The 17516-nt window shown below is 63.7% G+C and carries 17 protein-coding genes and 1 pseudogene; 16 read left to right on the forward strand and 2 right to left on the reverse strand.

All coding sequences use genetic code 11. The annotated features are described in order from the left end of the window. Nucleotides 1-15: 15 nt before the first annotated feature. The 11 genes and pseudogenes from LOY53_RS13790 to LOY53_RS13840 all read left to right on the forward strand — a co-directional run bounded on the left by LOY53_RS13790 (nt 16) and on the right by LOY53_RS13840 (nt 12928). Complete coding sequence (locus LOY53_RS13790) at nt 16-567, forward strand: YbhB/YbcL family Raf kinase inhibitor-like protein (protein WP_252824303.1); 552 nt, start codon at nt 16-18, stop codon at nt 565-567. Nucleotides 568-1130: 563 nt separating this feature from the next. Beyond that, complete coding sequence (locus tag LOY53_RS13795) at nt 1131-2192, forward strand: 3-deoxy-7-phosphoheptulonate synthase (protein ID WP_252824305.1); 1062 nt, start codon at nt 1131-1133, stop codon at nt 2190-2192. 79 nt (nt 2193-2271) lie between these two features. Continuing rightward, a complete protein-coding gene (locus LOY53_RS13800; RefSeq protein ID WP_027594867.1) occupies nt 2272-2553 on the forward strand; it encodes a peptidylprolyl isomerase in 282 nt (93 codons plus the stop codon). A 127-nt stretch (nt 2554-2680) separates the two neighbouring features. Further along, on the forward strand, nt 2681-4516 hold the full coding sequence (locus tag LOY53_RS13805; RefSeq protein WP_258704171.1) for an extracellular solute-binding protein: 1836 nt from the start codon (nt 2681-2683) through the stop codon (nt 4514-4516). Next, nucleotides 4513-5571 carry a microcin C ABC transporter permease YejB gene (locus tag LOY53_RS13810; RefSeq protein ID WP_258702797.1) on the forward strand — a complete coding sequence of 353 codons (1059 nt, stop codon included), beginning with the start codon at nt 4513-4515 and terminating at the stop codon, nt 5569-5571. The genes LOY53_RS13805 and LOY53_RS13810 overlap by 4 nt, the downstream gene beginning before the upstream one ends. Next, nucleotides 5571-6587 carry an ABC transporter permease gene (locus LOY53_RS13815; RefSeq protein ID WP_252824307.1) on the forward strand — a complete coding sequence of 339 codons (1017 nt, stop codon included), beginning with the start codon at nt 5571-5573 and terminating at the stop codon, nt 6585-6587. Before LOY53_RS13810 ends, LOY53_RS13815 begins: the two co-directional genes overlap by 1 nt. A gap of 139 nt (nt 6588-6726) precedes the next feature. Beyond that, complete coding sequence (gene hbdH, locus LOY53_RS13820; protein WP_186702608.1) at nt 6727-7497, forward strand: 3-hydroxybutyrate dehydrogenase; 771 nt, start codon at nt 6727-6729, stop codon at nt 7495-7497. Nucleotides 7498-7554: 57 nt separating this feature from the next. Next, a complete protein-coding gene (eco, locus tag LOY53_RS13825) occupies nt 7555-8034 on the forward strand; it encodes a serine protease inhibitor ecotin (protein WP_027594862.1) in 480 nt (159 codons plus the stop codon). A 145-nt stretch (nt 8035-8179) separates the two neighbouring features. After that, nucleotides 8180-10137: pseudogene (locus LOY53_RS13830) on the forward strand (acetoacetate--CoA ligase). A gap of 36 nt (nt 10138-10173) precedes the next feature. Beyond that, nucleotides 10174-10449 carry a peptidylprolyl isomerase gene (locus tag LOY53_RS13835; RefSeq protein WP_009686637.1) on the forward strand — a complete coding sequence of 92 codons (276 nt, stop codon included), beginning with the start codon at nt 10174-10176 and terminating at the stop codon, nt 10447-10449. Nucleotides 10450-10594: 145 nt separating this feature from the next. Further along, on the forward strand, nt 10595-12928 hold the full coding sequence (locus LOY53_RS13840; protein ID WP_258702798.1) for an autotransporter outer membrane beta-barrel domain-containing protein: 2334 nt from the start codon (nt 10595-10597) through the stop codon (nt 12926-12928). Here LOY53_RS13840 and LOY53_RS13845 read toward each other — a convergent pair. Next, complete coding sequence (locus LOY53_RS13845; protein WP_099453989.1) at nt 12925-13548, reverse strand: LysE family translocator; 624 nt, start codon at nt 13546-13548, stop codon at nt 12925-12927. The genes LOY53_RS13840 and LOY53_RS13845 overlap by 4 nt on opposite strands. Before the next feature lie 130 nt (nt 13549-13678). Here LOY53_RS13845 and LOY53_RS13850 point away from each other — a divergent pair, with 130 nt between their 5' ends. Next, the gene (locus LOY53_RS13850; RefSeq protein ID WP_252824315.1) at nt 13679-14488 is read left to right on the forward strand and encodes an AraC family transcriptional regulator; all 810 of its coding nucleotides are present in this window, start codon (nt 13679-13681) and stop codon (nt 14486-14488) included. A gap of 80 nt (nt 14489-14568) precedes the next feature. After that, nucleotides 14569-15183 carry a LysE family translocator gene (locus LOY53_RS13855; protein WP_258702799.1) on the forward strand — a complete coding sequence of 205 codons (615 nt, stop codon included), beginning with the start codon at nt 14569-14571 and terminating at the stop codon, nt 15181-15183. Here the strand turns inward: LOY53_RS13855 and LOY53_RS13860 are convergent. Then, on the reverse strand, nt 15131-15856 hold the full coding sequence (locus tag LOY53_RS13860; RefSeq protein ID WP_099453986.1) for a metallophosphoesterase: 726 nt from the start codon (nt 15854-15856) through the stop codon (nt 15131-15133). The two genes, LOY53_RS13855 and LOY53_RS13860, sit on opposite strands and share 53 nt — an antisense overlap. A 75-nt stretch (nt 15857-15931) precedes the next feature. On the opposite strand from LOY53_RS13860, the gene LOY53_RS13865 reads away from it, so the two are divergent. The 3 genes from LOY53_RS13865 to LOY53_RS13875 all read left to right on the forward strand — a co-directional run bounded on the left by LOY53_RS13865 (nt 15932) and on the right by LOY53_RS13875 (nt 17506). Beyond that, nucleotides 15932-16447, forward strand: a complete 516-nt coding sequence (locus LOY53_RS13865) for a DUF3016 domain-containing protein (protein ID WP_258702800.1) — start codon at nt 15932-15934, stop codon at nt 16445-16447. Nucleotides 16448-16523: 76 nt separating this feature from the next. After that, nucleotides 16524-17267: a carbon-nitrogen hydrolase family protein gene (locus LOY53_RS13870; RefSeq protein ID WP_258702801.1), complete on the forward strand. Its 744-nt coding sequence runs from the start codon at nt 16524-16526 to the stop codon at nt 17265-17267. After that, a complete protein-coding gene (locus tag LOY53_RS13875) occupies nt 17264-17506 on the forward strand; it encodes a hypothetical protein (protein ID WP_258702802.1) in 243 nt (80 codons plus the stop codon). The genes LOY53_RS13870 and LOY53_RS13875 overlap by 4 nt, the downstream gene beginning before the upstream one ends. Nucleotides 17507-17516: the final 10 nt, after the last annotated feature.

The raw sequence follows: 17516 nt of genomic DNA on the forward strand, positions 1-17516 counted from the left end.
TGCCAAGGAGTTGTCATGAACGCCAAACCCTGGCTGCTCGCTGCCCTGATGCCTTTCAGCGTACTGGCCGCCGGGCCGGGCTCTGGCGCATTGTCAATCAGTTCTTCCTCATTCACCGACGGTGGCGTGATCGCCCTGCAACAGGTCGGGCCAGACCCGGCCTGCGGCGCAGGTGAAGAACGCACCCCGCAACTGAGCTGGGACAACCTGCCCGCCGGGACGCGCTCGCTGGCGCTGGTGATGTTCGACCCCGATGGCGGCAAAGGCCTGGGGGTGGTGCACTGGGTCGCCTACAACATCGACCCGGGCCTGGATGGCTTGAAAGAAGGCGTGGCCGGGCTGACCAGCCCTGCCGTGACGGTGGGACGCAACTCTCGCGGCACCGCCAGCTACCGTGGCCCATGCCCGCCCGCCGGGGACAACCCGCACCACTACGCGCTGACGTTGATTGCAACCGACCTTGAACCCGGCATCCTGCCAGCAGACCTGGACCGCAACGGGCTGCTGCAGCTGCTGCAAGACCATGCCTTGGGCGCGCAAACCCTGGTGGGGCGTTACGGCCACTGAACAGGCCATGGCCCCCATTACCGGCAATGATCACCGTCATCGCATTTACCCATTGAACGCCGCGCCTGATCTGAAGTAAGCTCGGGCTCATTCACTGGAGAGCAACATGCCGAAACACACCTGCAATCACGCCAATCACACCGGTCGCACCCTGCGCCCTGTGCTGGCCGTTGCCGGTTGCAAGGCCCCTGCCAGCTTTTATTTTGGGTATTGGTTTAGCCACTAGGCGCCGCTGATACCCACACGGCGCCCACTTTCGAGGGGCCGCCGAACATGAGAATACTCAAACCCCCGGTCGGCTCCCCGACCGGGGGTTTTGCTTTTCAGGCCTTTGAACATTACCGATTTACCTTGAGGACAGATTCATGAACTACGCCACTTATTACTGCGCAAACACCTATGCCTGGCGATTTAGCCAATCCCGTTCGGGCCAGCCTGCCGCCTCCGATCGGTCCTTCAAGGGTGGCAACGCTGCAGCCAACACACCTACAACGATCTGTCGAACACCTCGATAGGGCCGACGACGCGGGCCAGAACCCGCCGTCCGCCCAGGGAAAAACGCCATGCAAGCCTCGAACCTCGCCCTGCCCCTGAACCAACCGCAAGCTGCCAATACTACCGTCAGCCAGCGCCTGCCCAGCCCCCACCTGCTCAAGCAGCAAATGCCGCTGTCCGCTGAGCTCACCCAGCAAGTCCATGCCCACCGCCAGGCCATCCGCGCCATTCTCGAAGGCCGCGACGAACGCCTGTTGGTAGTGGTAGGCCCCTGCTCGATTCACGACCCTCGCTCGGCCCTGGAATACGCCGACCGCCTGGCCGCGCTGAGCCGCGAAGTGGATGACAAGCTGCTGCTGGTGATGCGCGCCTACGTCGAAAAACCCCGCACCACGGTGGGCTGGAAGGGCCTGGCCTACGACCCGCACCTCGATGGCAGCGATGACATGCACGCCGGTATCGCCCTGTCGCGCGGCCTGATGCTGAACATGATCGAGCGTGGCCTGCCCATTGCCACCGAGCTGCTGCAGCCGATGGCCGCGGGCTACTTCGACGACCTGCTGGGCTGGGCCGCCATCGGCGCACGCACCACCGAGTCGCAAGTGCACCGTGAAATGGTCAGCGGCCTGGAATTGCCTGTGGGCTTCAAGAATGGCACCGACGGCGGTATTGGCATCGCCTGCGACGCCATGCGCAGCGCTGCGCACCCGCACCGCCATTTCGGCATGGATGCACAGGGCTACCCGGCCATTATCGAGACCCTGGGCAACCCCGACACCCACCTGGTGTTGCGCGGCGGCCATAAAGGCCCGAACTACGATGCCACGAGCATCGCCCAGGCCCGCCAGGGGTTGGCCAAGGTGGGGTTGCAGGCGCGGATCATGGTCGATTGCAGCCATGCCAACAGCGGCAAGGACCCAGCGCAGCAGCCCGCGGTATTCGAGGACGTGCTGGCACAGCGCGTGGCCGGTGACCGCTCGATTGTTGGCGTAATGATCGAAGGGCACCTGTTCGATGGCTGCCAGGCCTTGGGCAAAGGCGCACTGAAGTACGGCGTGTCGATCACCGATGGCTGCCTGGGTTGGGCGTCGACTGAAACCCTGTTGCGCGAGGCAGCACAAAAACTGTAGGAAGCCGCTAGCAAGCCTTGCGAGACATTTCCCGAACAAGTGCGCTAGGCTTGCGTTTTTACCCTAAGGAGCAGTACCCATGGCACGTGCCACCGCCCGCCACATCCTGGTCAGCAGCGAAGACAAATGCAACGAACTGAAAGCCCAGATCGAAGCTGGTGCCGATTTCGCCGAAGTCGCCAAGGCCAACTCCACCTGCCCATCCAGCCGCCAAGGCGGTGACCTGGGCTCGTTCGGCCCGGGCCAGATGGTGCGTGAGTTCGATACCGTGGTCTTCAGCGCGCCGCTGAACGTTGTCCAGGGCCCAGTGAAAACCCAGTTCGGTTATCACCTGCTGGAAGTGACCAGCCGTCAGGACTGATACCAGGTTGTTCCTCAGGAACGACTCAGCCTCTGTAGGAACAGCCTTGCGCTGTGAAGTGGCCCGGCCGGGCAATTTCGTTGACCGTGCTGACGCCTTCGCAGCACAAGGCTGCTCCTACAAGGGCTTGTTTCGCCTGGGCTGGCTGGTTTTGTTTCTGTGCTTTTGCGCCAACACCCACGCTGCACCCACCCATGCGTTGACTGTCTACGGCGAAGCCCCCCGCTACAACCAAAGCTTCCACCATTTCGACTACACCAACCCCAATGCCCCCAAGGGCGGCATATTGCGCCGCTCGGCCATGGAGATTGGCCAGTTCGACCATATCCTGCCGTACATCGACAAAGGCATCGGCGTCAACGAAGTCGATGGTTGGCTGTACGCGCCATTGGCCGTGCGCTCATTCGATGAACCCTACACCGTCTACGGCCTGATTGCCCGGCGCATGGAACGTGGCCCGGACGATGCCTGGCTGCGCTTCGAGATCGACCCCCGCGCCACCTTCGCCGACGGCAAGCCGGTGCGCGCCGAAGACGTGCGCTTTACCTTCGAGCTGCTGATGAGCAAAGGCAGCCTCAAGTACCGCACCCAGTTCGCCGAGGTCGCTGGGGTAACCGTCGAGGGCCCGCATCGCGTGCGCTTCGACTTCAAGCAACCCCATGGCCGCACCCTGCCCTTGGATTTGGCCAGCCTGCCGGTGCTGCCCGAGCATGACTGGCAACAACGCGATTTCGCCAACGGCGCCGGCTTCGAAAAACCGGTCGGCAGCGGCCCGTACCGCATCGGCCAGATCGACAATGGCCGCAGCATCAGCTTTGAACGTGACCCAACCTGGTGGGCCAAAGACCTCCCCGTCAGCCGTGGCCGCTACAATTTCGACACGCTGCGCATCGAATACTTCGGCGACACCGAAGTGGCGCGGCAGGTGCTGAAAGGGGGCGGCTACGATTACAACCGCGAGTTTTCTGCCACGGCCTACACCCTCGGCTACAACGGCGCGCAGCTGGACGACGGCCGCCTGCAGCGTGCTCACTTGGGCCCGGCCAAACCGCAGGTTGCCCAAGGTTATGTGTTCAACCTGGACAAGCCGCCGTTTCGCGACCGCCGCGTGCGCCAGGCGCTGGGCATGCTCTGGGACTACGAGTGGAGCAACCGGCAGATGATGCGCAACCTCTACATCCGCCAGCAGAGCGTGTTTTCCAACACCCCACTGGCCGCCCGCGCATTGCCGGACGCCAGCGAACTCGAACTGCTGCAGCCGTTGCGCGGCAAGGTGCCGGATGAGGTCTTCGACCGCGTGTTCACGGCCCCGGTCACCGATGGCACGGGCCTCATCCGCGCGCAACAGCTGCAAGCGTTGGCCTTGTTGCAGCAAGCCGGCTGGCACCCCGAGGGCGACCGCCTGGTGAACGCCCAAGGCGAGCCACTGGAATTCACCTTCCTCAACGGCCAGGCCGGCCTGGAACGCCTGCTGCTGCCATGGAAGCGCAACCTGGCGCAGATCGGCGTCACCCTGAACATCCGCAATGTCGACTCGGCCCAATACGTCAACCGCCTGATGGCGCGTGACTACGACATGATCGTGACCGGCTACCCGGTCACGCTGTCGCCAGGGGCGGAGCTGTACAACTACTTTGGCTCGGCAGCGGCCCACGACCCCGGCTCGAACAACCTGATGGTGCTCCAGGACCCTGCAGTGGACAGCCTGATCGACGGCCTGGTACGCGCCAGCACGCAAGCCGACATGCTGCGCCATGCCCATGCCCTGGACCGCGTGCTGCAGTGGAACTACTACTGGATCCCCAACTACTACCCGCCCGGCAGCTCCACGGCCTGGTGGAACCGCTTTGGCTTGCCCAAGGTTCAGGCCACCTATGACGAAGGCCTCGACACCTGGTGGGAGGTCAGCCCTACCCCGCTGACCAACGCGCAGATGGCCGAACGCCTGAAGGCCTCACCATGACGGCCTATATTCTGCGGCGCCTGTTGCTGATCATCCCGACGCTGCTGGCGATCCTGCTGGTCAATTTCGCCATCGTCCAGGCCGCGCCAGGTGGCCCGGTGGAGCACGCAGTGGCGCGCCTGCAGGGTATCGGCGGCGGCGCACCAGGTGCGCGTGCCGAGGTGGCGCATGGCGAGTCACGGGCCACCCGCGGCCTGGACCCCAAGCTGATCGAGGCGATCAAACACCAGTACGGTTTCGATAAATCAGCCCCCGAGCGCCTCTGGCTGATGCTGAGCCAGTACGCCCGCCTCGACTTCGGCCAAAGCTTCTTTCGTGGGGCCAAGGTCACCGACCTGATCCTCGACAAGCTGCCGGTCACCTTGTCGCTCGGCTTCTGGGCCACGCTCATTACCTATCTGGTTTCGATCCCCTTGGGCATTCGCAAAGCGGTGCGCCATGGCAGCCGCTTCGATGCCTGGAGCAGCGCACTGATCGTGATCGGCTACGCGCTGCCCTCGTTCCTGTTCGCCCTGTTGCTGATCGTGCTGTTCGCCGGCGGCACGTCGCTGAACTGGTTCCCGGTGCGCGGCCTGGTGTCGGAAAACTTCGACCAGCTCAGCCTGCTGGGCAAGGTCGCCGACTATTTCTGGCACCTGGTGCTGCCGGTCGGCGCACTGGTGATTGGCGGTTTCGCCACCCTGACGCTACTGACCAAAAATGCATTCCTCGACGAGATCTCCCGCCAGTACGTGGTCACCGCCCGGGCCAAGGGGCTGAGAGAACGCCGCGTGTTGTACGGCCACGTGTTGCGCAATGCCATGCTGCTGGTGGTGGCAGGGCTGCCCCAGGCACTGATCACAGTGTTTTTTGCCGGTTCGCTGCTCATCGAAGTGATTTTCTCCCTCGATGGCCTTGGGCGGATGAGTTACGAAGCCGCCGTGTCGCGTGACTACCCGGTGGTCTTCGGCACGCTGTTCATCTTTACCCTGGCGGGCTTGTTGATCCGTCTGATCGGCGATGTGTGCTACACCCTGCTCGACCCGCGCATCGACTTCGACACGAGGGCAAACTGATGCTCTCGCCCGTGTCGCGCCGCCGCCTGCAACGCTTTCGCCGCAACCGCCTCGGCTGGGTATCGCTGTGGTTGTTCGCCGCACTGTTGCTGCTGAGCCTGGGCGCAGAGCTGGTGGCCAACGACAAGCCCTTGCTGCTGGGTTACAAGGGCGAGCTGTACACCCCGGCGCTCAAGCGTTACACCGAACAGCAATTCGGCGGCCAATTGCCGTTCCAGCCAGATTACCGCAGTGCCTACGTGCGCCAGTTGGTCGAGGCCCAGGGCGGCTGGATGCTGTTCGCCCCCATCCCCTTCAGTGCCGACACCCCTAACTACGACCTGCAAGTGCCCACCCCCAGCCCACCCAGTACCAGCAATTGGCTGGGCACCGACGACCAGGGGCGCGATGTGCTGGCCCGGGTGCTGTACGGCACACGGGTGTCGCTGCTGTTCGCCTTTGCCTTGACCCTGGTCAGCGTGCTGATCGGCGTGACGGCCGGGGCTTTGCAAGGCTACCACGGCGGCTGGGTCGACCTGCTGGGGCAGCGCCTGCTGGAGGTCTGGTCGGGGTTGCCGGTGCTGTACCTGTTGATCATCCTCAGCGGCTTCGTCGAGCCTGATTTCTGGTGGCTGCTGGGGATCATGGCGCTGTTTTCGTGGCTGGCCCTGGTCGATGTGGTACGCGCCGAGTTCTTGCGCGGGCGCAACCTGGAATACGTCAAAGCCGCCCGGGCGCTGGGCCTGCCAGACAGCCAGGTGATGTTGCGGCACATTCTGCCCAACGCCATGAATGCCACGCTGACCTATGTGCCGTTCATGTTGACCGGAGCCATTACCACACTGACTGCGCTGGACTTCCTGGGCTTCGGCATGCCGGCTGGCAGCGCCTCGCTGGGCGAGCTGGTGACCCAGGGCAAGCAGCACCTGGAGGCGCCCTGGCTTGGCTTTACTGCGTTTTTCGCGTTAGCGGTGATTTTGTCGCTGCTGGTATTCATCGGCGATGCGCTGCGCGAAGCGTTCGATCCACGTGGTTAATGCACTACCCCTGTAGGAGCAGCCTTGCGCTGCGAAGAGGCCAGTGAAAACCCTGTAAATCTTAGCTGCTTCACCGGCCTCTTCGCAGCACAAGGCTGCTCCTACAAAAAGACCCACAACCTGCACTGGGAGCATTCGCATGACCCTCAAAGGCAAGACTGCACTCGTCACCGGTTCCACCAGCGGCATCGGCCTTGGCATCGCCCAGGTGCTGGCCCGTGCTGGGGCCAACATCCTGCTCAACGGTTTTGGCGACCCGGCGCCGGCCATCGCCAGCATTACCAGCCATGGCGTGAAGGCCGTCCACCACCCTGCCGACCTATCGGATGTAGCCCAGATAGAGGCCCTGTTCGCCATGGCCGAGCATGAATTCGGCGGCGTCGACATTCTGGTCAACAACGCCGGTATCCAGCACGTGGCGCCGGTCGAGCAATTTCCCGTGGAGAGCTGGGACAAGATCATCGCCCTCAACCTATCGGCGGTGTTCCATGGCAGCCGCCTGGCCCTGCCCGGCATGCGCGCACGCAACTGGGGGCGGATCATCAACATCGCATCGGTGCACGGGCTGGTCGGTTCGACCGGCAAGGCCGCCTACGTGGCGGCCAAGCATGGCGTGGTGGGCCTGACCAAGGTCGTGGGCCTGGAAACGGCCGCCAGCAATGTCACTTGCAATGCCATCTGCCCGGGCTGGGTGCTGACCCCGCTGGTGCAAAAGCAGATCGACGACCGCGCCGCCAAGGGTGTAGACCCGCAGCAGGCACAACACGACCTGTTGGCCGAGAAGCAGCCTTCGTTGGCCTTCGTCACCCCCGAGCACCTGGGCGAGCTGGTACTATTTCTGTGCAGCGAGGCCGCAAGCCAGGTCCGTGGTGCCGCCTGGAATGTCGACGGTGGCTGGCTGGCCCAGTGAGGGCCGGCCACGACCTGGCAATGGTCTTGCACCCTTTTCAACTGCAAGGAGGCCTACATGCGCCCACTCCCACTGTCCGCGATCCTGACCTTGACCCTGGCTGCCGCCGCCCCGGCGATGGCTGCCAGCTTGAAGGATGTGGCGCCCTATCCCGAGGCGGAAAAAGGCTTCACCCGGCAAGTCATCCACCTGCCGGCCCAGGCTGACGAGTCGGCCTATAAACTGGAAATTCTCGCGGGCAAGACGCTCAAGGTCGACTGCAACCGCCAACGCCTGGCGGGCAGCCTCGAAGAACGCACGCTCGAAGGCTGGGGCTACAGCTACTACCGCCTAGACAAGGTCGGCGGCCCTGCCAGCACCCTGATGGCCTGCCCAGATGGCAAGAAGACCGATGCGTTCGTCCCGGTGGTCGGCGAAGGCTTCATGTTGCGCTACAACAGCAAGTTGCCAGTGGTGGTGTATGTGCCCAAGGACGTCGAGGTACGCTATCGCGTCTGGTCGGCCTCACAAGACGTGCAGAAGGCTAAAGTGGAATAAGAAGGTCGCATCACGCTGACAGGTAGGAGCAGCCTTGTGCTGCGAAGAGGCCAGTGAAAATACAGTAAATCTTCACTGCTATTACTGGCCTCTTCGCAGCGCAAGGCTGCTCCTACCCCCCTCCCGCAACAACTGGAGGTTCGCCATGAACGACGTACTCTGGAGCCCCTCCACAGCGCAGATCGAGGCCAGCCGGATGGTTGCGTTTCGCCGCTGGGTCAACCTGCGCTACAACCTCGAATTAAACGACTACCAGGCACTGCACCGCTGGAGCATCGAGCAGCGCTCAGCCTTCTGGCAAAGCCTTGCCGAGTACTTTCACGTCAACTGGCACCAACCACCGAGCCACGTGCTGCGCGAAGGCCCGCAAATGCCCGATGCCCAGTGGTTCACTGGCGCCACCCTGAACTACGCCGAACACCTGCTGCGCCGGCGCGATGACCGCCCGGCATTGATCGCCGTGCGCGAAGACGGCCAGCGCCGAGTGCTGACCCATGCGCAGTTGGCCGCCGAGGTCGCGGGGCTGCAACGGGCGTTCGAGGCCTGCGGTGTGAAACCGGGCGACCGCATCGCTGCCATCATGCCCAACACCTGGGAAACCCTGGTAGCCATGCTGGCCTGCACCAGCCTCGGTGCAATCTGGTCCAGCGCTTCACCCGAATTCGGCGTGCACGGCATCATCGACCGATTCGGCCAGATCAGCCCCAAATTGCTGATCGTCTGCGCCGGTTACCACTATGCCGGCAAGGTCATCGATCAGGTCGACAAGGTCAACCAGGTCTGCGCCCAATTACCCGCCCTTGAGCAACTGATCGTGGTACCCCATACCCGCAGCGGGACCCGCGCCGACGAATTCCACGCGTCCCGTGTCGACTTGTGGGAGGGTTTTTTCCAGCCTGGCGGCATGCCTCGATTCACCCCGCTGCCCTTCGATCATCCGCTGTGCATCCTCTACTCCAGCGGCACCACCGGCGTACCCAAGTGCATCGTTCACCGCGCCGGTGGGGTGCTGCTGCAGCATCTCAAGGAACACGGCCTGCACAATGACCTCAAGGCCGATGATGTGCTGTTCTACTACACCACCTGCGGCTGGATGATGTGGAACTGGCTGGCCAGCGGCCTGGCGGTAGGTGCCACACTGGTGCTGTATGACGGCTCGCCCTTCCACCCCGGGCCAGCGCGGCTGCTGGACTTGATCGACGCCGAGGGCATCCATGCCTTCGGCACCAGCGCCAAGTACCTGGCCGCACTCGAACAGGAAGGCCTTGAGCCTGCCGCCACGCACCGCCTGACCAGCTTGCGCCTGCTGCTGTCGACCGGCTCGCCACTGTCGCCGCACAGTTACGATTACGTTTACCGCAAGATCAAGGCCGATGTATGCCTGGCCTCCATGTCCGGTGGCACCGACATCGTCGCCTGCTTCGTGTTGGGCAACCCGACGCTGCCGGTGCATCGCGGCGAAATCCAGTGCAAGGGGCTGGGCATGGCGGTGGAGGTCTGGAACGCGCAACGCCAGAGCGTGTATGACGAAAAAGGTGAACTGGTGTGCCTGCAGCCGTTTCCGTCCATGCCGCTGGGCTTTTGGCACGACACCGATGGCAGCCGCTATCACGCGGCCTACTTCAGCCAATTTCCGGGGTATGGGCGCAAGGCGACTATGCCGAGCAACGCGCCAGCGGTGGCCTGATCATCCACGGCCGCTCCGATGCCGTGCTCAACCCTGGCGGGGTGCGCATTGGCACGGCAGAGATTTACCGCCAGGTGGAGAAGGTCGAAGAGGTGCTGGAAAGCGTCGCCATCGGCCAGGACTGGCAAGGCGATGTGCGGGTGGTGCTGTTCGTGCGCCTGCGGGATGGCCTGCAGCTGGATGACGCCTTGCGCCAACGCATTCGCCAGGTGATACGCCAGTACACCACGCCGCGCCATGTGCCTGCGGTGATTGCCCAGGTCAACGACATACCGCGCACCATCAGCGGCAAGCTGGTGGAGCTGGCGGTACGTGATGTGGTCCATGGCCTGCCGGTGAAAAACACCGACGCCCTAGCCAACCCGGAGGCGCTGGAGCAGTTCCGCGACCACAACGCGCTGCACAATGAGGCATAATGGCGCCCTTTTTTTACCCCGAAGCACAGGTGTCCCATGAAAGCTCAAGCCCGCCACATCCTGGTCAAGACCGCTGACGAAGCCGAAAAGCTCAAGCAGCGCATCGCCAATGGCGAGGCCTTCGACGTGCTGGCGAAGAAGTTTTCCACCTGCCCGTCGGGCAAGCGCGGCGGTGATCTGGGTGAGGTGCGGCCCGGCCAGATGGTCGGCGCCATCGACCAGGTCATTTTCAAAAAGCCGCTGCGCGTGGTGCATGGGCCGATCAAGAGCAAGTTCGGCTACCACCTGGTGCAAACCTTCTACCGCGACTGACAGCGTCAGGTGGCAACAGGCCACCTAGCATTATTGCCAGTTGTTCAACGTCAGGCCTTTCCCTACAACTCAGGCAGGACCGGGGCGGTGCGCCTAAGCGCCGCGTCAGGCAGTGGTCCCCCTCTGAGGCCCCGGAGACCTGCCGATGCGTTATCACCGCCTGCTTGCCCCTGCCGCGTTGCCACTGCTCGTACTGCCGACGCTTGGCTACCCTGATTCACTGACCGTCCTGCCGGGCGACAGCCTGGAGGCGACCTCGCAAACCTTACAGATCGACACCTTCACCATGCGCGGGGGCACGGTCCAGTCGCTGAACCAGGGCCAAGGGTTCGATAATTTCACAATGTCGGGCGGGCGCATTATCGGTGCGTTCGAGGATGGCGATCATGCAATCTTTTCGGGCGGCCAGATAGGCCGAGTCGACTTGAAGCTCGCTGACAACTACTTCGAAATGTCCCAGGACACCGCCGTTGCAACCAAGATTGACGGCAACTTGGTGAGCGGCTTTGGCAACGACACGATCCTACTGCGCGGGGGCTCGATTGGCGGCAATATCAGCACCAGTGGCGGCCAGGACCGCATTACCATCAGTGGTGGTTCGCTCAAGGGGAATGTGCTCGCCAGTGCCGGCAACGACACCTTCACGTGGTCCGGCGGCGGCATCGGCGGCCGGGTCGATATGGGTATTGGCGATGACTCCGCGACAATCGACAGCCTCGATGCCAAGGCCTTGGACATCAGCATCGACGGCGGCGCTGGCAATGACACCCTGGTGTTCAACCGCAGCCAGGTGACGCGCGGGGCGTTGTACACCAACTGGGAGTCCGTGGCGTTGACCAACGCCAGCCGATTCACCCTTGACGATACCCTCACCTTGGGCGACCTAGGCACCGACTCCCTCCCCGCGACCGGTACAGGCAGCTTCACAATCGATGCGAGCAGCGCGCTGATCGCACGCCAAGGCAGCATTGCGAGTATTCAGAACGGGAACAAGGTGTCGGTCGAAAACGCCGGCACGATAGACCTGTCGCGGGGCAACGATGCCAAGGGGCGCCTGAGCATTCAAGGCGATTACACCGGCAACAACGGCACTCTGCGCGTGAACAGCGTGCTGGCCGGGGATGGCGCGGCCTCCGACCGCCTGGTCGTCAGCCGCGGGGTTATCGCTGGCCGCACTGGCCTGCTGGTCAATAACCTGGGTGGCGCAGGCGCGCTGACCACACAAAACGGTATCCAAGTGGTCGAAGCCCGCAACGGCGCTGTCAGCCGGAACGACGCTTTCGTCCAGACCCAGACGCTTTCGGTGGGTGCCTACGACTATCGCCTGTTCAAGGGTGGTATCACGGCAGGCAGCGAAAACAGCTGGTACCTGCGCTCGACCTTGGTCGCCCCGCCCGCTGCGGCGCCTGCACCGCAGCCCGGCGAGCCATCCGTAATCGAACCGGCTGCGACCCCGCCTGTGGTTGCGGCGGCGCCCGGGCAAGCTGAATTGCCTGCGCCCGTGCAGGGCAAGCCCTTGGCGCTGTACCGCGCCGAAGTCCCTGTGTACGCCGCAGCCCCCAGAGGCGCCGCGATCATCGCCCGCCAAGCCTTGGGTACTTTTCACCAGCGCCAGGGCGATCAGCAGTTGCTTACCGGCCAAGGCGGGCTCCCCGCCAGCTGGGGCCAGGCCTACGGCGGCACGCTGCGCCAGCAATGGACCGGCACGGTCAGCCCCAGCCTGGACGGTGACCTGTATGGCTTCAAGGTCGGCCAGGACGTGTATGCCAAGGTCAATGACAGCGGTTATCGCCAACAGGTCGGCGTGTATGTCAGCCACAGTCGCCTGGACGCCGACGTCAAAGGGTTTGCCCTGGCCGTACAAGACCGCAGCGTCGGTGACCTGAAGCTCGATGGCGACAGCGTCGGCGCTTACTGGACGCTGGTTGGCGCACAGCGCGGGTACCTCGACGCCGTGCTGCAGTACACCGACCTGGATGGCCGGGCGCGCTCGCACCGTGGTGACAAGCTGAACGTCAATGGCCATGCCTGGACAGCATCACTGGAGTCCGGCTACCCCATCGCTCTGTCGCAACGCTGGACCGTGGAGCCACAAGCCCAGTTGATCGCTCAGAAGGTCTCGCTGGACACCGCCCGTGACAGCGTCTCGCGCATCAGCCATGACGCCCAGGTTGAACTGACCGCGCGCCTTGGTGCACGCCTTGAAGGCACCTTCACGGGCACCGGTGGACGCCTGCTGCAACCCTATGCGCAGGTCAACCTGTGGCACGGCGACGGTGGCCGCGACACGCTGACGTTCGATGAACTCGACACGATCAAGACCGACTACCGCTACACCTCGGTGCAACTCGAAAGCGGTGTGGTGGCGCAAGTGAGTGAAGCGCTTAGCCTGCACGGCGGCGTGCAGTACAGCGCCAACCTGGACAGCCGCCAACAGGAAGCCAGCGGCGTGAACCTGGGTGTGCGCTGGCAGTTCTAGCGGCGCGCTGCCAGCAGACCGAGGCCAGCGCAGCCCAGCAAGGAGGCGCTGACCCGGTTGAACATACGGCGCGGCCCAGGTTGGCTGAACCAGCGCTGCATATAGGCGCCAAGGCCCGCATAGATGGCGATGGCGGCCCACTCCAGCAGCAGGAACAGCACGCCCAGCCACAGGAACTGCTCACTGACCGGGGTAGCACTACCGACCGAGACGAATTGGGGCAGGAAGGCCGTGAAGATCAGGATCGCCTTGGGGTTGCCCGCCGCCACCCAGAACTCTTGCCGCGCCAGGCGCCAGGTGCCGCGCGGGTGATCACCCGCCACCACGGCTTCACCAACAGGGGCCCGCCACAGCTGCCAGGCAATGTAGAACAGGTAGGCGGCACCAATCACCTTGATGGCGAGGAACAGGTATTCACTGGTATGCAGCACCACCGCCAGGCCCATGGCCGCCAGCGCAATCATGCCGCTGAAAGCGACAATGCGCCCACCACCGGCCACGCAGGCCGTGCGCAGGCCGTAGCGGCTGGCGTTGTGCAACGACAGCAGGTTGTTGGGCCCGGGCGCCATGTTGAGGGCGAAGCAAGCGGGGATGAACAGCAGCAAACTGGCAAGATCCATTATTATTGTCCTCTGACATCAAGCGCTTATTTCGACCGCAGAAGCGCAAAGGGTCAAGTTACAGCCAGCCAAAAAAACTGTACGGGTCCCCTGCTACTGGTAAGCTTTTGCCCCCGTCGAGGACCCCTTCATGCCCCGCTCCCAAGCCCGCGTCTGGCGCGACCCCGCCCTGCCCTTCGTCGAAAGCCGCCGCGCCTGCCATAGCCGCGCCTGCTACAAGGCGCATAGCCATCCGACTTTTTCCATGGGGGCAGTGGATGCTGGCTTCAGCCTGTTTACCGGGGCAAGTGGTGGTCAACAACGCCTGACACCCGGCACCTTGGTGATGGTCCCGGCAAAGCGTGTGCATGCGTGCAATCCGGCGCCTGGCCAGGCCTGGAGCTACCAGATGCTGCACGTGGATGCCGATTGGCTGTCGCAACTGCGACTGGAGTCTGGGCTGCGCGGTGCGCAGGCGGGTGAGCCGGCCCGCATCAGCCATGCACCTGCCTTGTACCGCCAGTTCTGCGCGTTGAATGCCTTGCTGTTCTCCGGTGCGAGCAACGGCGAGAAAGAGGCGGCGCTGATTGCCTTCATGGGGGACCAGGACTTCTGCGCGCACCCGACGCTGGAGGCGACACCGGCGCTGGGCGCCTCCCTGCTCAGTGGCCTGGTCGAACGGATCGAGGCTGAGAACCCTGCGCAACTGAGCCTGACGTTGTTGGCCCAGGAGACAGGACTGGGGCGGTATCAACTGATCCGGGCGTTTCGCGCAGCCACCGGCCTGACGCCCCATGCCTACCTGCTCAATGCCAGGGTCAATCGCAGCCGGCTTCTGTTGAACCAGGGCCTGGCGCTGGCAGAGGTCGCCTACCAGCTTGGGTTTGCCGACCAAAGCCACTTTCAGCGGGTGTTCAAGGCGCACGTGGGGGTAACGCCCGGGCAATACCGAGGCCATTGAGGCCCCGCGCAATAATCTTCAATACGGGCTCCAGGCTCGACGCCAGACTGCGGCTTTCCCCTGCCGGAGTCGTCCCGCCCATGGAGCAGTTCCTGATCGTCGCCCTCGCCCACTTCCTAGCCCTGCTTTCACCCGGCCCAGACTTTTTCCTGGTTGCCCGCACCTCCATCAGTGGCGGTTGGCGCAGCGCCAGCGGCGCGTGCCTGGGTATCGCCTTGGCCAATGGCGCCTTCATCGCCATGGCCTTTACCGGCCTATCGATTTTGCGCGAAGGCAGCCTGTTGTTCATCGCTTTGCAGCTGGCCGGCGCGGCTTACCTCTTGTACATCGGCACACAATTCTTGCGCTACGCCGGGCACTCCAGCCTGGCCGCCGTTGCCGGCGACGGCGCTGTACCAGGTGGGTGGCGTAGCCTGGCGATGGGCTTTTTGTCGGGCATTCTCAACCCCAAGAACGCGCTGTTCTACGCCAGCCTCGCCAGCATGGTCGCCAGCAGCAGCGTCGGCTGGAAGGTGGTGTATGCGGGCTGGATGTTCAGCATCGTGCTGCTCTGGGACCTGCTGGTCGCCATGGCCATCGGCAACCAGCGCGTGCTGCAGCGCTTCGCCCGTGCCTTGCCCTGGCTGGAGCGGGCCTCGGGGGTCATGCTGATGGTGTTAGCCGGGGCGTTGCTTGTGCACCTTGTACGGGGCTGACCAGCTCCAGTGTCGCCAGGTCAAGCAGGCTGAAATGGCCGCTGGCCCAGCCGCCGGTGTCCAGGTGCCAGACATTGCCCAGCTGTTTGACCTGCAGCACCGGTGTATGCCCGACCAACAAGGCACGGATGCCGTGCACAGGCCGGGTGTCGCCCTCCTTCAGCCGGCGCCGCGACCATTGGCAGACTTCGCGTACCTCAGGGTCGTCATCCAGTTCCAGCCAGCTGCGTAATACGGGCCAATCGGCGAAGGGGCTGTCGGCATGCAACAGGCCGATCAGGCCCGCTGCACTTTCAACTTCCATACCGATCGGCAATTGCTCGAAGCGTTCGACAAAGCGCCGCTGCTCGGCCTTGGGCAGCTCGAGAAACCAGCCACCACCGGCAGCGTGGTACATCTCCAGGTCGAGCCGGCCACCGCGCAAGTAGGTAACCGCCAGCGCCTCATGGTTACCTTGCACGGCATGGAACCAGGGCAAGTCCAGCCACGCCAGTGCCGCGTGGCTGAGCGGCCCGCGGTCGACCAGGTCACCGACGCTGAACAGGCGGTCCACTGCAGGGTTGAACCCGACCGCTTGCAGGCACCGAACAAGGCGCCCGAAGTGCCCGTGGATATCACCCACCGCCAGGTCTCGACCCAGTGGGTTGGCGGCTACCCGCCGAAACCGACTCATTACAATCTTCCTCTGCGGGTGCTGTCAGGGCAGGCGTAGAATAAAGGGACACGTCTTTCACCTTGGAGGTGCATCATGCGTACCGCCCTCGTGTGTGCCGTGCTCGTGGCGCTGTCATTGAACAGCATGGCACAAGGTGCTTCCGCTGCGCAGGTCGAGGTGCGATTCGACCATCCCGAGACATTTCGCGATGCCAGCCTCGACAGTGCCGGCTACGAACGGGGTGCAGACGCCTATGTCATGAAGACCCTGACCGAGTACCTGCACAAGCTCGGCCAGCGCTACTTGCAGGCAGACCAGCAGCTGGTTATCGACATCCGTGACATCGACCTCGCCGGGCGCTTCGAGCCTTGGCACAGCAATGCCTACGATGTGCGTTTCATGCGCGAAATCACCTGGCCGACCATCGACCTCAGCTACACCCTCAGCCAGCCCGGCAAACCTGACCAGCAAGCGCAGGAACGGGTCAGCGACAAGATGTACCTCAGCCGCCCGGGGCGGGTGACCAGCAGCAGCGACCGCCTGTATGCCGAAAAGGCCATGCTGAATGACTGGTTCCGCCAGCGCTTCGCACCGCACTCCGCTTCCTGAAAAACCCTTCACTGGTACAGGTGTTGCGGCCAGGCGTATGCTCGGCCCTTGACTCGTACCAGGGAAGGAGCTGTTGATGAAGATCTGCGCCGTGCAACTGGCGTCGCTCAAAGGCGATATTCAGGGCAACCTTGCGCGTCACCTGGATTGCATCGAGCAGGCTGCGGCGCTGGGTGCTGAGCTGGTGGTGTTTCCTGAACTGTCACTGACCGGCTATGAGCCGACCTTGGCCCGCCAGCTCGCCCTGCCACTATCCTCCCCATGTCTGGAGCCACTTCAGGCGCTGTGCGACCAGCATGCACTCACAGTCGCTGTGGGCCTGCCCTTACCAACGCCTGACGGGATTCTCATCGGCATGCCGATCCTGAGCCCAGGCATGCCCCGCCAGGCGTATGCCAAACGGCGCCTGCACGGCGATGAACTGCCCTACTTCGCCGCCGGCGATCAACCGTTGGTACTCGAGGTGGCCAAACACCGGGTAGCGCCAGCCATCTGCTACGAGTCGATGTTCATCGAACATGCTGCAGAGGCGCGGGCACAGGGTGCGCAGGTGTACCTGGCCAGTGTGGCGAAAACGGCCAAGGGCATTGGTGAGGGCTACCAACACTACCCGGAGGTCGCCCGCACCCTGGGCCTTACTGTCTTGCTGGCCAACTGCGTGGGGCCTGCCGATACGTTCATCGGCGCAGGTGGGTCTGCGGCCTGGGATAGCCAGGGTCAGCTGCTGGCCAGCCTGGATGACACCTGCGAAGGGCTGATTCTGCTGGACACCACCCACTCCAGCGCGACCGCTGTGCCACTGAGGGTGCTGACTGCGTGAAGTATCTGTTGTTGACGCTGGCGAGCTACGCATCCACGCATTATCTGGTCGGTCTGTTGATCCAGGGCCAATTGGCCGAAATCGCCGAAGGCCTGCGCCATCGACCGGGTGCGCCCACCCCTGGCGAATACCTGCGAGAGGTCCGCCCCCATGCACGGCGGGCCCACCGCCAGTACACCTTGATGGCCGGATCAGCGCTGGCGCTGGTGGCCTGCCTGGTCGCCAGCTGGGTCTTTTAGGTGTGCCTGA

Source organism: Pseudomonas sp. B21-031, assembly GCF_024748985.1.
Taxonomy (GTDB): Bacteria; Pseudomonadota; Gammaproteobacteria; order Pseudomonadales; family Pseudomonadaceae; genus Aquipseudomonas; species Aquipseudomonas kermanshahensis.